This is a genomic window from Streptomyces sp. NPDC034049, from assembly GCF_055575575.1.
The window spans coordinates 142,300-156,302 of the sequence record NZ_JBVISJ010000013.1 but is presented as its reverse complement, the minus strand read 5'-3'; the positions used below and the strand labels follow the sequence as shown (position 1 = coordinate 156,302).

Annotated in this window: 14 protein-coding genes; 6 read left to right on the top strand and 8 right to left on the bottom strand. The window is 72.6% G+C overall.

Translation table 11 applies throughout. The annotated features are described in order from the left end of the window. Nucleotides 1–28: 28 nt before the first annotated feature. Nucleotides 29–1,591, top strand: coding sequence for an amidohydrolase (locus tag ACZ52C_RS31565; protein ID WP_469077940.1), 1,563 nt, complete (start codon nucleotides 29–31; stop codon nucleotides 1,589–1,591). A 3-nt stretch (nucleotides 1,592–1,594) separates the two neighbouring features. On the opposite strand, the gene ACZ52C_RS31560 is transcribed toward ACZ52C_RS31565, so the two are convergent. Next, nucleotides 1,595–2,545, bottom strand: a complete 951-nt coding sequence (locus tag ACZ52C_RS31560; RefSeq protein WP_469077939.1) for a Dyp-type peroxidase — start codon at nucleotides 2,543–2,545, stop codon at nucleotides 1,595–1,597. Nucleotides 2,546–2,852: 307 nt separating this feature from the next. Between ACZ52C_RS31560 and ACZ52C_RS31555 the strand changes: the two genes are divergently transcribed. Beyond that, nucleotides 2,853–3,533 (top strand): hypothetical protein, encoded by a 681-nt coding sequence (locus ACZ52C_RS31555; protein WP_469077938.1) that lies wholly within the window; start codon nucleotides 2,853–2,855, stop codon nucleotides 3,531–3,533. A gap of 16 nt (nucleotides 3,534–3,549) precedes the next feature. On the opposite strand, the gene ACZ52C_RS31550 is transcribed toward ACZ52C_RS31555, so the two are convergent. Further along, nucleotides 3,550–3,825: a hypothetical protein gene (locus tag ACZ52C_RS31550; RefSeq protein ID WP_469077937.1), complete on the bottom strand. Its 276-nt coding sequence runs from the start codon at nucleotides 3,823–3,825 to the stop codon at nucleotides 3,550–3,552. Nucleotides 3,826–4,032: 207 nt separating this feature from the next. Here ACZ52C_RS31550 and ACZ52C_RS31545 point away from each other — a divergent pair, with 207 nt between their 5' ends. Together ACZ52C_RS31545 and ACZ52C_RS31540 are read left to right on the top strand one after the other, a co-directional pair. After that, nucleotides 4,033–4,488: a MarR family winged helix-turn-helix transcriptional regulator gene (locus ACZ52C_RS31545; protein ID WP_469077936.1), complete on the top strand. Its 456-nt coding sequence runs from the start codon at nucleotides 4,033–4,035 to the stop codon at nucleotides 4,486–4,488. Between the two features lie 32 nt (nucleotides 4,489–4,520). Then, nucleotides 4,521–4,985: an RpiB/LacA/LacB family sugar-phosphate isomerase gene (locus ACZ52C_RS31540; protein ID WP_469077935.1), complete on the top strand. Its 465-nt coding sequence runs from the start codon at nucleotides 4,521–4,523 to the stop codon at nucleotides 4,983–4,985. On the opposite strand, the gene ACZ52C_RS31535 is transcribed toward ACZ52C_RS31540, so the two are convergent. The 4 genes from ACZ52C_RS31535 to ACZ52C_RS31520 all read right to left on the bottom strand — a co-directional run bounded on the left by ACZ52C_RS31535 (nucleotide 4,957) and on the right by ACZ52C_RS31520 (nucleotide 9,444). After that, on the bottom strand, nucleotides 4,957–5,964 hold the full coding sequence (locus ACZ52C_RS31535) for a serine/threonine-protein kinase (RefSeq protein WP_469077934.1): 1,008 nt from the start codon (nucleotides 5,962–5,964) through the stop codon (nucleotides 4,957–4,959). The genes ACZ52C_RS31540 and ACZ52C_RS31535 overlap by 29 nt on opposite strands. Then, on the bottom strand, nucleotides 5,957–6,625 hold the full coding sequence (locus ACZ52C_RS31530; RefSeq protein WP_469077933.1) for an SH3 domain-containing protein: 669 nt from the start codon (nucleotides 6,623–6,625) through the stop codon (nucleotides 5,957–5,959). Before ACZ52C_RS31530 ends, ACZ52C_RS31535 begins: the two co-directional genes overlap by 8 nt. A 5-nt stretch (nucleotides 6,626–6,630) precedes the next feature. Then, a complete protein-coding gene (locus tag ACZ52C_RS31525) occupies nucleotides 6,631–8,955 on the bottom strand; it encodes an FHA domain-containing protein (protein ID WP_469077932.1) in 2,325 nt (774 codons plus the stop codon). A 78-nt stretch (nucleotides 8,956–9,033) separates the two neighbouring features. After that, nucleotides 9,034–9,444, bottom strand: coding sequence for a hypothetical protein (locus tag ACZ52C_RS31520; RefSeq protein WP_469077931.1), 411 nt, complete (start codon nucleotides 9,442–9,444; stop codon nucleotides 9,034–9,036). Between the two features lie 439 nt (nucleotides 9,445–9,883). On the opposite strand from ACZ52C_RS31520, the gene ACZ52C_RS31515 reads away from it, so the two are divergent. Continuing rightward, on the top strand, nucleotides 9,884–10,162 hold the full coding sequence (locus ACZ52C_RS31515; protein WP_469077930.1) for a DUF1905 domain-containing protein: 279 nt from the start codon (nucleotides 9,884–9,886) through the stop codon (nucleotides 10,160–10,162). Between the two features lie 121 nt (nucleotides 10,163–10,283). Here ACZ52C_RS31515 and mgrA read toward each other — a convergent pair whose 3' ends face one another. After that, nucleotides 10,284–11,282 carry an L-glyceraldehyde 3-phosphate reductase gene (gene mgrA, locus ACZ52C_RS31510; RefSeq protein WP_469077929.1) on the bottom strand — a complete coding sequence of 333 codons (999 nt, stop codon included), beginning with the start codon at nucleotides 11,280–11,282 and terminating at the stop codon, nucleotides 10,284–10,286. Nucleotides 11,283–11,409: 127 nt separating this feature from the next. On the opposite strand from mgrA, the gene ACZ52C_RS31505 reads away from it, so the two are divergent. Continuing rightward, complete coding sequence (locus ACZ52C_RS31505; protein WP_469077928.1) at nucleotides 11,410–12,315, top strand: LysR family transcriptional regulator; 906 nt, start codon at nucleotides 11,410–11,412, stop codon at nucleotides 12,313–12,315. On the opposite strand, the gene ACZ52C_RS31500 is transcribed toward ACZ52C_RS31505, so the two are convergent. Then, nucleotides 12,305–13,906 (bottom strand): helix-turn-helix domain-containing protein, encoded by a 1,602-nt coding sequence (locus ACZ52C_RS31500; RefSeq protein WP_469077927.1) that lies wholly within the window; start codon nucleotides 13,904–13,906, stop codon nucleotides 12,305–12,307. The genes ACZ52C_RS31505 and ACZ52C_RS31500 overlap by 11 nt on opposite strands. Nucleotides 13,907–14,003 lie beyond the last annotated feature (97 nt).

The following is a 14,003-nucleotide window of genomic DNA, read 5'->3' as shown; positions in this document are numbered from 1 at the left end:
GCTCCGCCCCGACCGGAAGGACCTGTCCGTGCTCAGCACCAGGATCACCAACGCCCACATCGTCACCATGGATCCGGACCGCCCGAGCGCCCGGGAACTCGGCATCTGGGGCGGCCGGATCGTCGGCCTGGACGAGGACGTGGCGGGCCTTCCGGCACGGCGGACGCTCGACCTGGGCGGGGCCACCGTGCTGCCGGGGTTCGTCGACGCCCATGTGCACCTGGCGTGGGCGGGCTTGAAGGCGAAGGCGCCCAGTGTGGCGCCGAGCCGCAGCGCGGACGACGTGCTCCGCGTGGTCGCCGACGCGGTGGCGCAGGCGCCCGTCGGCGGCTGGGTGGACTTCGGCGGCTACGACCAGCGCACCCTCGACCGCCCGCTCACGGCGAGCGACCTCGACACCGTCAGCGCCGGACGCAAGGTGTACCTGGGCCATCTCTCCGGGCACGCCTGCCTCGTCAACTCGGCGGTGCTCGCAGGACTTCCGGCGGACGTGGCCCGGCCGGACGGTTTCCTCGCGGAGGGCGCCATGGGGGCCGCACTGCAGTCCCGGCCGCCGCACTCGCTCACCGAGCTGGCCTCGGCGATCGAGCACGCCGCCCGGGTCTGCCGGTCCGAGGGCATCACGGGGTGCGCCGAAGCGGGCGTCGGGGCCCGGCTGTTCGGGCACAGCCCCATCGAGGGCGCCGCCTACCAGCTCGCCCACGAGTCGGGCCGGCTGCCGCTGCGGGTACGGCTGATGGTGGCCGCCGACGCGCTGCGCCCGGTGCGCGCCGACGCCGACGACACCACGAGCCGGGCGATCGACCTCGGCCTGCGCACGGGCTTCGGCGAGGGCGCCCTCTCCCTCGGCTCGCTCAAGGTCTTCACCGACGGCGGCATGATGGCCCGTACGGCGGCCCTCACCAGCCCCTATCTGGGCAGTGGCGGTTCCGGTCAACTCATGCACGAGCCCGAGGTCCTGGAGAGCACGATCGTCGAGGGGCACCTCGCGGGCTGGCAGCTCGCGGTGCACGCGATCGGCGACCGGGCCCTGGACGTCGCCCTGGACGCGCTGGAGAAGGCCCGGAAGCTGAGTCCCCGCCCGGAGGCACGCCACCGTGTCGAACACGCGGGCCTGGTCCGCCCCGACCAACTGCCCCGGCTGGCCGCGCTCGGTGTCACCGTCGTCGTCCAGCCGAGCTTCCTGCGGTACTACGGCGACGACTACGCCACGATCATGGGCGAGGAGCGGGCCGGCTGGCTGTACCGGGGCCGGGGTTTCCTCGACCACGGGGTGCGGGTGGCCGGCAGCTCGGACCGCCCGGTCGCGAACGGCGCCCCGCTGCGGGCGATCCAGTTCATGGTGGAGCGGGCCTCGGAGTCCGGCCGCCTCATCGGCCCCGCCGAGGCGATCACCGTCGAGGAGGCGCTGCGCGCGTACACCGTCGAGGCCGCCCGCGCCTGCCACTGGGACGGCGACGCCGGCAGCCTCACCCCCGGCAGGCGGGCCGATCTCGTCGTGCTGGGGGACGACCCGCGCCGGGTGGACGTGTCCCGGATCGGGGACATCGAGGTGGTGCGGACCTTCGTCGAGGGCGAGGACGAGTTCTGACGGTCAGACGGGCGGGCGCCGGGCCGGGGCGGTGCGCAGGAAGTCGGCCGAGGGCACGAAGAACATGGTTCCGGTCACGGCCCGGGAGAAGTCCAGGATCGGGTCGTGGCCGTTGGGCGGTTCGCCGAGGAACATCCTCCGCAGCATCGCCTCGGGGACCGAGGGGTCACGGGCGTAGGCGATGAAGTACGTGCCGAACTCGCCCTGTCCGGGCCTGCCGAACGGCATGGCGGCGCGCAGTATGCGCTGTTCCGTGCCGTCCGGGCCGAGGAGGGTGTTGACGTCGACGTGCGAACCCTCCACGTCGAGTTCGAGGTTGGTGAGCTTGGTCCGGCCGATGACCTTCTCCTGGGCCTCGACGGGGAGCTTCTCCCAGGACTCCACGTCGTGCAGGTACTTCTGCACGAGCACATAGCTGCCACCACGGAAGCCGGGGTCCTCGTCACCGACGAGCACGGCGTCGGCGGCGAGGCGCCCGACCGGGTTCTCGGTGCCGTCGACGAAGCCGAGGAGGTTGCGGGAGTCGAAGTACGCGAAGGCCTGGACCTCGTCCTCCAGGGTGACCGCGCCGCGCAGTTGCCGCATGATCTCGGCGGCCAGCGCGAAGCAGAGGTCCACGCGTGTCGCCCGGATGTGGAAGAGCAGGTCGCCCGGCGTGGACACGGCCCGGTGCCGGGGGCCGTCCAGCCGGGGGAAGGGGTGCAGGGCGGCGGGCCGGGGCGAGCCGAAGAGGCGGTCCCAGGCCTCGGCGCCGATCCCCGCCACACAGCCGAGTGCGCCGTCGGGGCTGGAGAAGCCCACCGCCCGTTCCAGAGCGGCGAGTTGGGCCAGCACTCCGCGGGCCGTCGGCTCACCGCCGGGGACGACGCCGACGACCAGGAAGACGGCGGCGGGCGTCAGCGGGCTCAGCATCGGCTGCGACGACACGTCCTCGGGCACGACCGGCGGCACCATGGCTCCCCCTCTTCACGCACCACACGTGCGCACCACGTGTGGACGACATTCGCTCAGGACGGCTCGGGCGGCTCCGTGGGCAGTCGCACGACCCCGTCGTCGCACGCCGTCTGCCCCGGGCATGTTCCGCCCTCCTCACCATGCCCGGCCGGACCGAGGACGATGCCCGGCCGGACCACTCCCCCGCAAACCATGATGAACGCCACAATCCCCCGCGCTGCGAAGGCGGTTGGCGAAGTGCGGTCCTCGATGTGTACGCGGAGACCAGGACGCCCAATACTGTGCGCAGACGTCACCAGGGGGCTCCATGAAGTGGTTCCGACGCGACCGCGCGCAGCGACAGGCCCCTGTGGTGCCGCCCTCCGGGCTCGGCAAGAGCGACGAGCCGCCCCGGCAGGCACCCCCGCTGCTGACCGCGGGCGGCCCGGCGCTCCAGCGGATCGACGGCGACGGCGACGCGGTCACCCGGCTGACCACCGGGACGGGGCCGGTCATCCTCGACATCACCCACGCGGGGAACGGTCACTTCGTCGTGGACGCCCTCGACGGGAGGCTGCACTCGCAGAGCCAACTCGTCTACACCGACGGCCCCTTCTCGTGCCGCGCCCTGGTGAACGCCGACGACCGGCCGGTGCGGGCGGTGCGCGTCCAGGCGGACGGGCCGTGGACGGTCGACGTGAGCCCGCTGTCGAGCGCGCTGCCCTGTGCGGGCCCCACCCGGCGTCCCGCCTCGGACGTGCTGCGCCACACCGGCGGGCCCGGGATCGCGACGCTCCGGTACGAGGGTGATCCGCGCTCCGACGACGGCGGGTACTTCCTCGTCGACACCTTCGAACCGGACGGCACCGGCTTCCTCGACGAGCTGGCCAACCACGTGGGCCCCTGGCACGGCGAAACCCCTCTCCCCGGCCCCTGTCTCCTCTACGCCCGCTCCGACGGACCGTGGTCGATCACCGTCCGCCTCCTGGACCCGCCCGCCTCGCCCTGACCCCCACCTCCCCTGGTCACGCCAGGGGAACGGCCGGGGGTCGGTGGTGGAGATCACCGGCGAGCCTGGCATCGGCAGGACCCGTCTCGCGGCGGCCCTGGCGGCCCACCGGCGCCTCCCGGTCGCCCGGGCCCATGCCGTGCGCGGCGGCGCGGTCCCGCTCCAGGTGTTCCGTGACGCGTTCGAGGCACGGCGGGGTTTCCCCCGGCAGGCGGGCGGGGGGCGGGAGGGTGTTCACCGAGTTCCGCGACCGGCCCGTCCGCTGGGCCGCCGGTGGTGTCCTGGTCCTCATGCGTCCGGCGTGCTGCATACCTGTCCCATGCATGACACACATGGAATGCATCACACACGTGAAATGCATGGCACACGAGGAGTGCATGGCACACATTCCATGCATGATGCACAGGGCGGCGGCGCTGCGCCTTCCGGCCGGGTCGTACGGGCCGGGCGGGATGGAAAGATCGCCCTGGCCGTGTCCGCAACGAGGAGGTAGGCGACCGTGGAAGAGCCGACGCGCCGGGTCGAGTACGAGAACATGCTGCTCGGGCGCTACCAGCATCTGAGCAAGAGCAAGGGGCGCCGCAAGGACTCCACGCTGGAGCGCAGCGCCTACATCGTCCTCAGCCGCATCCGGATCGAGGGGCCGATGTCGATCAGCGAGCTGAGCGACGCCTTCGGCCTCGACGCCTCCACCCTGCGCCGGCAGACCGCCGCCGCGCTGCGGGCGGGGCTGGTCGAGCACACCCTCGACCCGGAGGGCGGGGTGGCGCGGAAGTTCCGCATCACCGAGGAGGGCGAGCGCCGGCTGGACGAGGAGCGGGAGGGCAATGTCCGTACGCTCGCCATGGTCCTGGAGGGCTGGTCGGAGGAGGACATCGCCGGGTTCGCCGACTATCTGGAGCGCTTCAACACGAACATCGAGCGGCTGGCCGGAAAGCCCTGGCCGCGCCCGTAGCGAGGCCCCTGGCCCCGGGTAGCCTCGGGGGCATGCGGATCTCCGTCTCCTCTGACATGGACGAGCCCGTCGCGCGTCTCCTCCTCGCGGAGCTGCGCGGCCGGGGCCACGAAGTCGTGACGCACGGCGCGCTGCGCGACGGGGACGACCCCCGGTGGGCCGTCTGTTCGGCGGCGGCGGCGCGCGAGGTCGCCTCCGGCGCGTCCGACCAGGCCGTCGTGTGCTGCTGGACGGGCACCGGCGCGTCGATCGCCGCGAACAAGGTGCCCGGGGTGCGGGCGGCCCTGTGCACGGACGCCTACACGGCCGACGGCGCGCGCCGGTGGAACGACGCCAACGTCCTCGCGATCGGGCTGCGGCTGACCTCCGAGCCGCTGCTCAAGGAGATCCTGGACGCCTGGTTCGCCGCCGAGGCCGGCACGGACGCCGACGACCGGGAGAACGTGGCCCACGTCGAGCGGCTCGACGTCAGTCGGGGTGACGGCCGGCCCGGATGAACACGGGCGCGGCCCACCGGGGCGGCTCGGGCGGGGCGTCGGGCGGCCCGGACGCGGTCGGCGGGACCGGCCGCGTCGGCGCGTGCCCCGGCGGCGTGAAGCCCCGCGCCGTGCCGGCCGCCCGGAGCGCCGCCACGAAGGAGAGGCAGGAGTCGTACCGGTCGTCCGGGGACTTGGCCAGCGCCGTCGCCATCACCTGGTCCACCGCGGGCGGCAGATCGGGTCGCAGGCCGGTCAGCGGGGGCGGCTGGTCGTACTGGTGGGCCCACAACAGGGCCATGTCGTCGTCCCGTTGGAACGGGGGCCGGCCGGCGAGTGTCTCGTGGACGACACAGGCGAGGCTGTAGACGTCGCAGCGGCCGTCGACCGGCTTGCCCGAGATCTGCTCCGGCGCCACGTAGTCGAGCGTCCCGACGAACTGGCCGACGGTGGTGAAGCCCGTCAGGGACAGCGACTTCTTCGTCAGACCGAAGTCGGTGAGGTAGACGTGCTCGGGGTGGTCGCTGTCCGTGCCCTGCGCGACCAGGACGTTGCCGGGCTTCACGTCCCGGTGCACCAGGCCGTGGTCGTGCGCCGCGTCGAGCGCGGAGGCGACCTGGGCGGCGATCCGGGTCGCGGTCGTGACCGGCAGCGGGCCCTCCCGGTCCAGCAGGTGCCGCAGGTCGCTGCCGGCGACGTACCGCATCGCGATGTAGAGGACGCCGTCGGTCTCGCCCGCCTCGAAGACCGGCACGATGTGGGGGTGGTCGATCGCGGCGGCGACCCGGGACTCGTGGGTGAAGCGGCGCCGGAAGGTGTCGTTGCGGGCCAGTTCCGGGGCGAGCAGCTTCAGCGCGACCGTCCGCTCCAGCCGCAGGTCCGTCGCCTGGTAGACGACGGCCATACCGCCCCGGCCGATCTCGCGCTCGACGCGGTATCCGGCGATCCGCCGCCCGACCAGCTCGGAGGGGCGCCCCGCGTACGGCTGTGTCTCACTCATCGGGGGTCACCGGCGGGACCAGTCGCGTGGGTTCGTCCTCGGCCGGTGGCCGGTCCGGGGGTTCGTGTGGCGGTCCGGCCACGATCCTCGTCGGTTCCCGCGGCGTCGAGGCGGGGGCGGCGGCCGGAGAGGAGCGTGGAGCGGCCGGGGTCTCACGCGCGGCGGCCGGGGTCTCGCGTGGTTCCTCGACCGCGGCGAACGTGCTCAGCCGCGCCCCGTCGCAGTACACCCACCGCTCGTGCGCCGCGTCGAACAGCCACAGCGACTCGCCGTCGACGACGACCCCGACCCGCAGCCCCTTCGTACGCTCGTGGAACGCCTCCCCGTCGCGGTGCCCGGCGGCCAGCGCCTCCGCCTCGGTGCGGTAGCGCGTCAGGGCCTCCTCGGCCCGGGCCAGCAGCGGACGCGGGTCGGCCGTGCGGGCGGGTGCCGCGCCGGCGACGGGCGGATCCTGCGGGACGGCGACGAGGAGGCGACCGTCGACCCACGCGGACCATCCGTTGGCGCACAGGACATGCCCCCAGTCGCCGCTCCGCTCCAGCAGCTGTACCGGCAGCAGCGCGTCGAGGGGGACGGTCGGGCGGTCCGGGTCGGGGCTCTCCCAGGCGGACAGGCCCCCCGGCGGGACGACATGGGTGGGCAGGAAGCCGGTGGTCGTCATGGCGGCTACTTCCGCATCACCGCGGGCTCACGGCGGCGCAGCAGCCGGGCGACGGCCCAGCCGCAGAGCAGCGACAGGACGACGAGCATCCCCAGGTCGAGCAGCCACACGCCCGCCGAGTGCGCGAACAGCGGGTCCGAGGTGTCGGGGACGATCCGTTCCAGGTCGATCGTGCCGGCCATCGCGGCGAACGCCCACCGCGACGGCACCAGCCAGGCCAGCTGTTCGAGGACGATCGTGCCCCGCACATCCAGCAGGGCGCCGCAGAACACGACCTGGACGATCGCGAGGAGCACCAGCAACGGCATGGTGACCTCCTCCTTGCGGACCAGCGCGGAGACGACCAGGCCCAGCATCATCGCGGTGAAGGCGAGCAGGGCCACCGCGATCGTGATCTCGACCAGCGGTGGCATCAGCACCCCTTCGCCGCCAGGGGCCCCGAGGTCGACGCCGAGCAGCGCGACCAGGGTGAGGACGATCGCCTGGAGGACGGTGACCGTGCCGAGGACGACGACCTTGGACATCAGATAGGCGGATCTGGACAGCCCCACGGCCCGTTCGCGCTGGTAGATCACCCGCTCCTTGACCAGTTCGCGCACGGCGTTCGCCGCACCCGTCAGCACGCCGCCCACACACAGGATGAGCAGCGCGTTCATCGCCGTCTCCCGGTCCAGGGTGCCGCCCGCGAGGGCTCTGGCCATCGCGCCCATCACGAACGGCAGCGCGATCATGATGGCGAGGAAGGTGCGGTCGGCGCCGAGCGCGGCCGCGTACCGGCGGACCAGGGTGCCCAGTTGGGCGCCCCAGCTCTGCGGCTTGGGCGGCGGCGCCACGGCGATCGGCTCGCCGTCGGGCTGATACGGCTGTCCCATGGCGGCGGTGACGTACCGGCGCCGGAAGGGCGAGTCGCGGTACTCCCCCGCCCAGTCCCGCTCCTGATCCCGTTCGAAGGCCTCGAACGCCTCCGGCCACTGTTCGAACCCGAAGAACGCGAGGGTGTCGTCCGGCGGCCCGTAGTAGGCGACCTTGCCGCCGGGCGCGAGGACGAGGAGGCGGTCGCAGACGTCGAGGCTGAGGACGCTGTGGGTGACGACGATGACGGTGCGGCCGTCGTCGGCGAGGCCGCGCAGCATGTGCATCACGGAGCGGTCCATGCCGGGATCGAGCCCGGAGGTCGGTTCGTCGAGGAAGAGCAGGGAGGGCTTGGTCAGGAGTTCCAGGGCGACGCTGACGCGTTTGCGCTGGCCGCCGGAGAGGCTGTGGATGGGCTGCCCGGCGCGCTGTTCCAGGCCCAGTTCGCGGATCACCTCGTCGACGCGGGCGTGCCGTTCGGCCTTCGCGGTGTCCTGGGGGAAGCGGAGTTCGGCGGCGTAGGACAGGGCTCTGCGCACGGTCAGCTGGGCGTGCAGGATGTCGTCCTGCGGGACCAGGCCGATGCGCTGGCGCAGTTCGGCGTAGTCGCGGTAGAGGTCGCGGCCGTCGTAGAGGACGCTGCCGCTGTCGGCGGGGCGCTGGCCGGTGAGGGCGTTCAGCAGGGTGGACTTGCCGGCGCCGCTCGGGCCGACGACGGCGAGGAGGCATTTCTCGCCGACCGGAAACGACACGCCGTCCAGAAGCGTCTTCCGGCCGCGGTCGACGGCGACCGTGAGTTCCTGGACGTCGAGGGAGACCTCACCGGTGTCGACGTACTCCTGGAGTTCGTCGCCGACCAGACAGAACGCGGAGTGACCGATGCCGACGATGTCACCGGGAGTGACCGGGGCCCGGTCGACGGGGGTGCCGTTGAGGTAGGTGCCGTTGTGGCTGCCGAGGTCGACGATCTCGTACGTGCCCTCCGGCCGCGCCCGTAGCTCGGCGTGCCGGCGGGAGACGATGAGGTCGTCGATGACCAGGTCGTTGTCGGCGGCGCGGCCGATGTGGACGGTCCGTTCGGGCAGCGGGTGGACGCTGGTGGGCTGCCGGAAGGTGCCGGTGGAGGCGGGGCGGTGGATGCCGGAGGGCCGCTCGGGGGCGAGACCGGTGAGCACCGCGCGGGGGCCGTCGGGGAGGCTCCCGAAGTGGATGACCGTGCCGGGGCCGACGTCCCACTCGTGGATGCGGTGGCCGTCGGCGTACGTGCCGTTGGTGCTGTGCTCGTCCTCGATGGTCCAGTGGTCGGCCTCGGCCCGGAGCACGGCGTGGTGCCACGAGACCCGGTCGTCGTCGAGGACGACGTCGCTGAGGGGGTCGCGCCCGACGTGGTAGGCGTGGGACGGGGCCAGCACGGTGGAGCCCGACTCGGTCTCCAGCACGAGTGCGGGCGCGGTGGAGGCGATCGACCGCTCTGCCATGCGGAAAATTCTACCGATCGGTCCCGATATGCGCGCCCGACGGCGACGGCGAGGCCCACGAGCGCGGGCGCGCCCCGCTCAGGCGGCGGGGGCCGCGATTCTCTGGGCGATGCGCTGCATGCGTACGGCGTCGACGGACTCGGCGAGCAGTTCGTACTCCGTGGTGTCGTCGTTCGTGGCGATCCGGACGAGGTTACCGGCGGCCAACTCCTCGGCGACCAGGACCTGTTGAGCATCGTCGGCGGACCACGCGCGCAGCTGGCTCGGTACGTCCGGTACGGTGTCGGCGACCGGAACCACCGCGTTCGGGGGGAATTTCGGGTTCTCGGGCCGCGGATCGAGGCGTTCGGCGATCCATAACGCGCGGTCGCGCATCCACCACAACGCCAGGGCCAGGGTGGGGGCGCGATAGGTACCGAGGGGCACACCGACGCGCTGACCGCCGCACCAGCCGTACGCGGTGACATGGCACAGGAATTCGTCGTGCACGCTTCGCTCCCCCGATCGCACCGCCGTCCCCGCCCGGCCCGACGCGCCGCGCGGACTTGCTCTCGCCTCGCAGACTTGCTGGTCGTGCGCATCCGGCGACAAGAACGTCACGCAGAGTGACGTGAAGAGCGCGCATGGGTGCGCGTTCGTTCATGACTCAATCGCCCTGTCAGTCGAGTATCGCCACTCCTGACCCTCTGTCACCATGCCAATTCAGCCAGTCTCCTGGCATATGCGAGGGTGCGATTGGCCGAAACGGCACGCCGGCCACTGCGACCGGGGCTTTCCCGGGCCACGGCATGCGTGCGGGAGGCCTCCGGGCCGGTCCCCGTCTTCTACGGACGCACCCGACGGAGCGTTCAACGACCGGCCCGATGAGTTTCGGCGCTCCCGGCGGTCTCCCGTTCGTGGCGGACCACCGGGAAGCGGAGGAGACATCATGAGCGCGCTCGACGAGCAGTTCACGGCGGAGCTGCGGAAGAGCCCCGCCAAGGGCGGCTGGACCTACCTCGTGTGGCCCGGTTCCGCGGCGTTCTTCGGCACCCGCGGCCTGGTCAAGGTGCGCGGGACGATCGACGGGCACCCCTTCCGCAGTTCCTTCATGGCCCTGGGCGACGGCACCCACAAGCTGCCCGTCAAGGCCGATGTGCGCAGGGCGATCGGGAAGGAGGCGGGCGAGTCGGTGACCGTCCGGCTGGAGGAGCGGATCGAGGGCTAGAAACCGGTCGCGGCCCGGTCCGTGCGAGCCCCGAGGCGAGTCGGGGCCCGCACCAAAGGGCCACATGCCCTCGATGCCGACGGCTGCTGTGAGTGCCCTGACTGTCGGTGGCTAGGGGCCCCTAGCCCTTGCCCTCGATGATGGCGTCGATGCGGGCCAGCTCCTCCGCCGCGAAGTCGAGGCGGGCGATGGCGCCGACGCTGTCCTCGATCTGGCGGGCGCTGCTCGCGCCGACGAGGGCGGAGGTGACCCGGCCGCCGCGCAGCGTCCACGCCAGGGCGAGCTGGGCGAGGGTCTGGCCGCGGGACTTGGCGACCTCGTCCAGCGCGCGCAGCCTGCCGACCAGATCCTCGGTGACGGCCTCGGAGTTCAGGAACGGGCTGTCGCTCGCCGCACGGGAACCCTCCGGGATGCCGTCGAGGTAGCGGGAGGTCAGCAGCCCCTGCTCCAGCGGGGAGAAGACGATGGAGCCGACCTCCAGCTCGTCGAGGGCGTCGAGCAGGCCCTCGCTCTCGGGACGCCGGTCGAGCATCGAGTAGCGCGGCTGGTGGATCAGGAGCGGGGTGCCCAGCTCGCCCAGGATGCGGGCGGCCTCGCGGGTCTGCTCGGCGGAGTAGTTGGAGACACCGACGTACAGCGCCTTGCCCTGCTGGACCGCCGAGTGCAGCGCGCCCATCGTCTCCTCCAGCGGAGTCTCCGGGTCGGGGCGGTGCGAGTAGAAGATGTCGACGTAGTCCAGGCCCATGCGCTCCAGGCTCCGGTCGAGCGAGGAGAGCAGGTACTTGCGGGAGCCCCACTCGCCGTACGGGCCGGGCCACATCAGGTAGCCGGCCTTGGTGGAGATGACCAGCTCGTCGCGGTACGGGGCGAAGTCGTCCTTGAGGGCCTCGCCGAGGGCGGACTCGGCGGAACCGGGCGGCGGCCCGTAGTTGTTGGCCAGGTCGAAGTGGGTGACCCCCAGGTCGAAGGCGCGGCGCAGGATCGCGCGCTGCGTCTCGACGGAGCGGTCGGGGCCGAAGTTGTGCCACAGGCCGAGCGACAGCGCGGGAAGTTTCAGGCCGCTGCGTCCGGTGCGCCGGTAGGGCATGTCCGCGTAGCGGTCGGGGTGTGCGGTGTACAACGCGACTCCAGAGAGGTGGGCACGGGGGGACCGGGGTCCCTGAGAACCGGTGTCCACTCTTTCGCGACCTGGGGGCATTGGTCCAACAGAAGAATCCGATGGGATTCAGCGCCTACGCTTCTCAGTCATGGAACTCCGTCATCTCCAGCACTTCGTCGCGGTCGCCGAGGAGGAGCACTTCACCCGGGCCGCCGAGCGGCTGCTGGTCTCCCAGTCGGGCCTGTCCGCCTCCGTGCGGGCCCTGGAGCGCGAGCTTCAGACGCCGCTGTTCGTGCGGACGACCCGCCGGGTGATGCTGACCCCCGCCGGGCGGGCGCTGCTGACAGAGGCGGAGCGGATCCTCGCGCAGGTGCGGTCGGCGCGGGAGGCGGTGGCCGCCGTGCAGGGAGTGCTGCGGGGCATGCTGGCGGTGGGGTTCGAGCAGTGTGTGGCCGGGCTGAATGTCGCGGGGCTGCTGGCCTCGTTCCGCCGCCGTCATCCGGATGTGGAGATCTGTCTGCGGCAGGCGGGCTCGGGCGCGCTGGCCGAGGAGGTCGCGAGCGGCCGCCTCGATCTGGCGTTCGCCGTGCGGGCGGCGCAGAAGGACACCGACCAGCTGCGGGTCGTACCGCTGGCCGGCGAGCCGATGACGGTCCTGTGCCATCCCAGCCATCGCCTCGCCGCCGCCGGCGCCGCGGTGACCCCCGAGGAACTGGGCGGCGAGGTCTTCGTCGACTTCCACCCGGACTGGGGCCCGCGCCGGACCACCGACGCGGTGTTCGCCGCCGCCGGCGTCCGCCGCTCGGTCGCCCTGGAGGTCAACGACGTGCACAGTCTGCTGGAACTCGTCGAGGAGAACCTCTGCGTCGCCGTCGTCCCACGGCACTTCCGGCACAAGCGCGACACGCTGGTCCCGCTCGCCGTCAAGGACACCGACGCGACCGTCTACGAGACGGTCGCGCTGCTGCCGCCGCCGCGGGCCATGAGCCCGGCGGCACGCGCCCTGATGGAACTCCTCGAACCGCCGGCGGGGTGTCCTGAGGTCAGCCGGTGACGGGCACCCACCCGCGGTTCACGGTGTCGTACTCGTAGCGCGGCAGTCCCTTGACCGCGGTCGTGCGGAACGGGCTGCCGCCCTCGTCGATCCGGACCGTGCCGGTACGGCCCTCGGAGGACCAGTCCAGTTCCAGGTACCAGCTGCAGTCACAGGTCTCGGTCTCGGCGGACACCTTCAGCACCTCCGGGCCCTCGGCCGACACACTGTACGGAAAGCGCACGGCGGGGATCCGTACGTCCAGGTCGGCTCCGTCCACCGGGCGGGCGATCGGCCGGTCCTTGTCCAGGTCCACGTCGAAGTACCGGGGCGTGACCCGTCCGCCGCAGCCCCCGCCCATCGCGTAGGCGTTGCCCTCGACGGGAGTCGTGCGCCCGACGACGCGGACCCGCAGCGCGGTCAGGACGACGGCCGTGGACTTGCGCCCCTGGACCGTGATCTCCACGATCGTGTTCCGACCGTGCACCCCCCGCTGCGTCGCGGCCCAGACCTCCGCGTCCTGCGGCGCCGGCGGCGGGGGCACCTCCTTGGGGGATTTGGCGACAACGTAGTCATGACCGCAGCCGAGGGCCCAGAGCTGGGAGTTCGTCGTCCAGGTGAGGGGCACCCCGGTGGCCGGCGGCTTCCGCTCCGCGGTGTCGTCGGCCTTCGTGGGACCGCTGTCGGGCTCGGTGGGCGAGGTCGAGGGCGTGCCCGAAGGTCTCTTCGTGCCGTCGGTGTCCGGGGACGGGGAAGGCGACGGGCTCGTGGGAGCGGTCGAGGGCCGCTGGGCCGCCGAGGTCGTCCGGGACGATGTCGGCTCGCCACCCCCGGCACCGCCGTCCGTCGAACGGCTGCCGCCGCCCGGCAGCGCGGCGAGGCTGCCCAGGGTGGCGATCAGCACGGCGCCGACGGCCGCGCCGACGAGACTGTGCCGACGACGATGCCAGGGGCGCCGGGCCGAGGGCACCGACGCCGACACAACGACAGGCTCGGACGGCTCGGCCGACCGAACCGGCTCGGCGGGGTCGGCCGACCCGGCGGAGGGCTCAGTCGCATCGGCGGACGGCGCGACCGGCTCAGCGGGGTCGGTCGCCTCGGCGGACGGCTCGGCGGTCTCGACCGACTTCACAGGCTCACCGGCCCTGATCGATTCGCCGGACCCCACGGGTTCACCTGACTCGACGGGTTGGACCGGCGCGGCTGACAGGGGCGAATCGGCCGGCTGGGAGTGCTGCTCGCCCGTCTCGGGCAGCTCGGCCCGCTCGGTCGACTCAGCCCGCTCGGTCGACTCGGTCGACTCTGCCGACTCCGCTGCCGTAGCCTCCGCGGCCCCTCCCCCGCCCGTCCGCGCCCGCTGCCGTGCCGCGACCGCCGGGAGCCACAGGCGGTGCAGTTCGAGCCGTTCCGCGCCGGTCGCTCCGCAGAGCGCCGCGAAGCGTTCGACGGGCGCGAAGTCGAGCGGGACGGTGTCGCCCGCGCAGTAGCGGTGCAGCGTCGAGGTGTTCATGTTGAGGCGACGGGCCAGCTGCCCGTAACTGCGGTCCGTACGTTCCTTGAGACGCGTGAGCGCCGCCGCGAAGGCCCGTACGTCGTCCGGTGCTGCCGACACTGTTCTCCACGTCCCTCCCCGTCCCGGGACGGCGTCCCAGGTACTCCACAGAGATGCACGTCAGATGGGCTGGGATGGTTCCAGGACCGTCGATCGG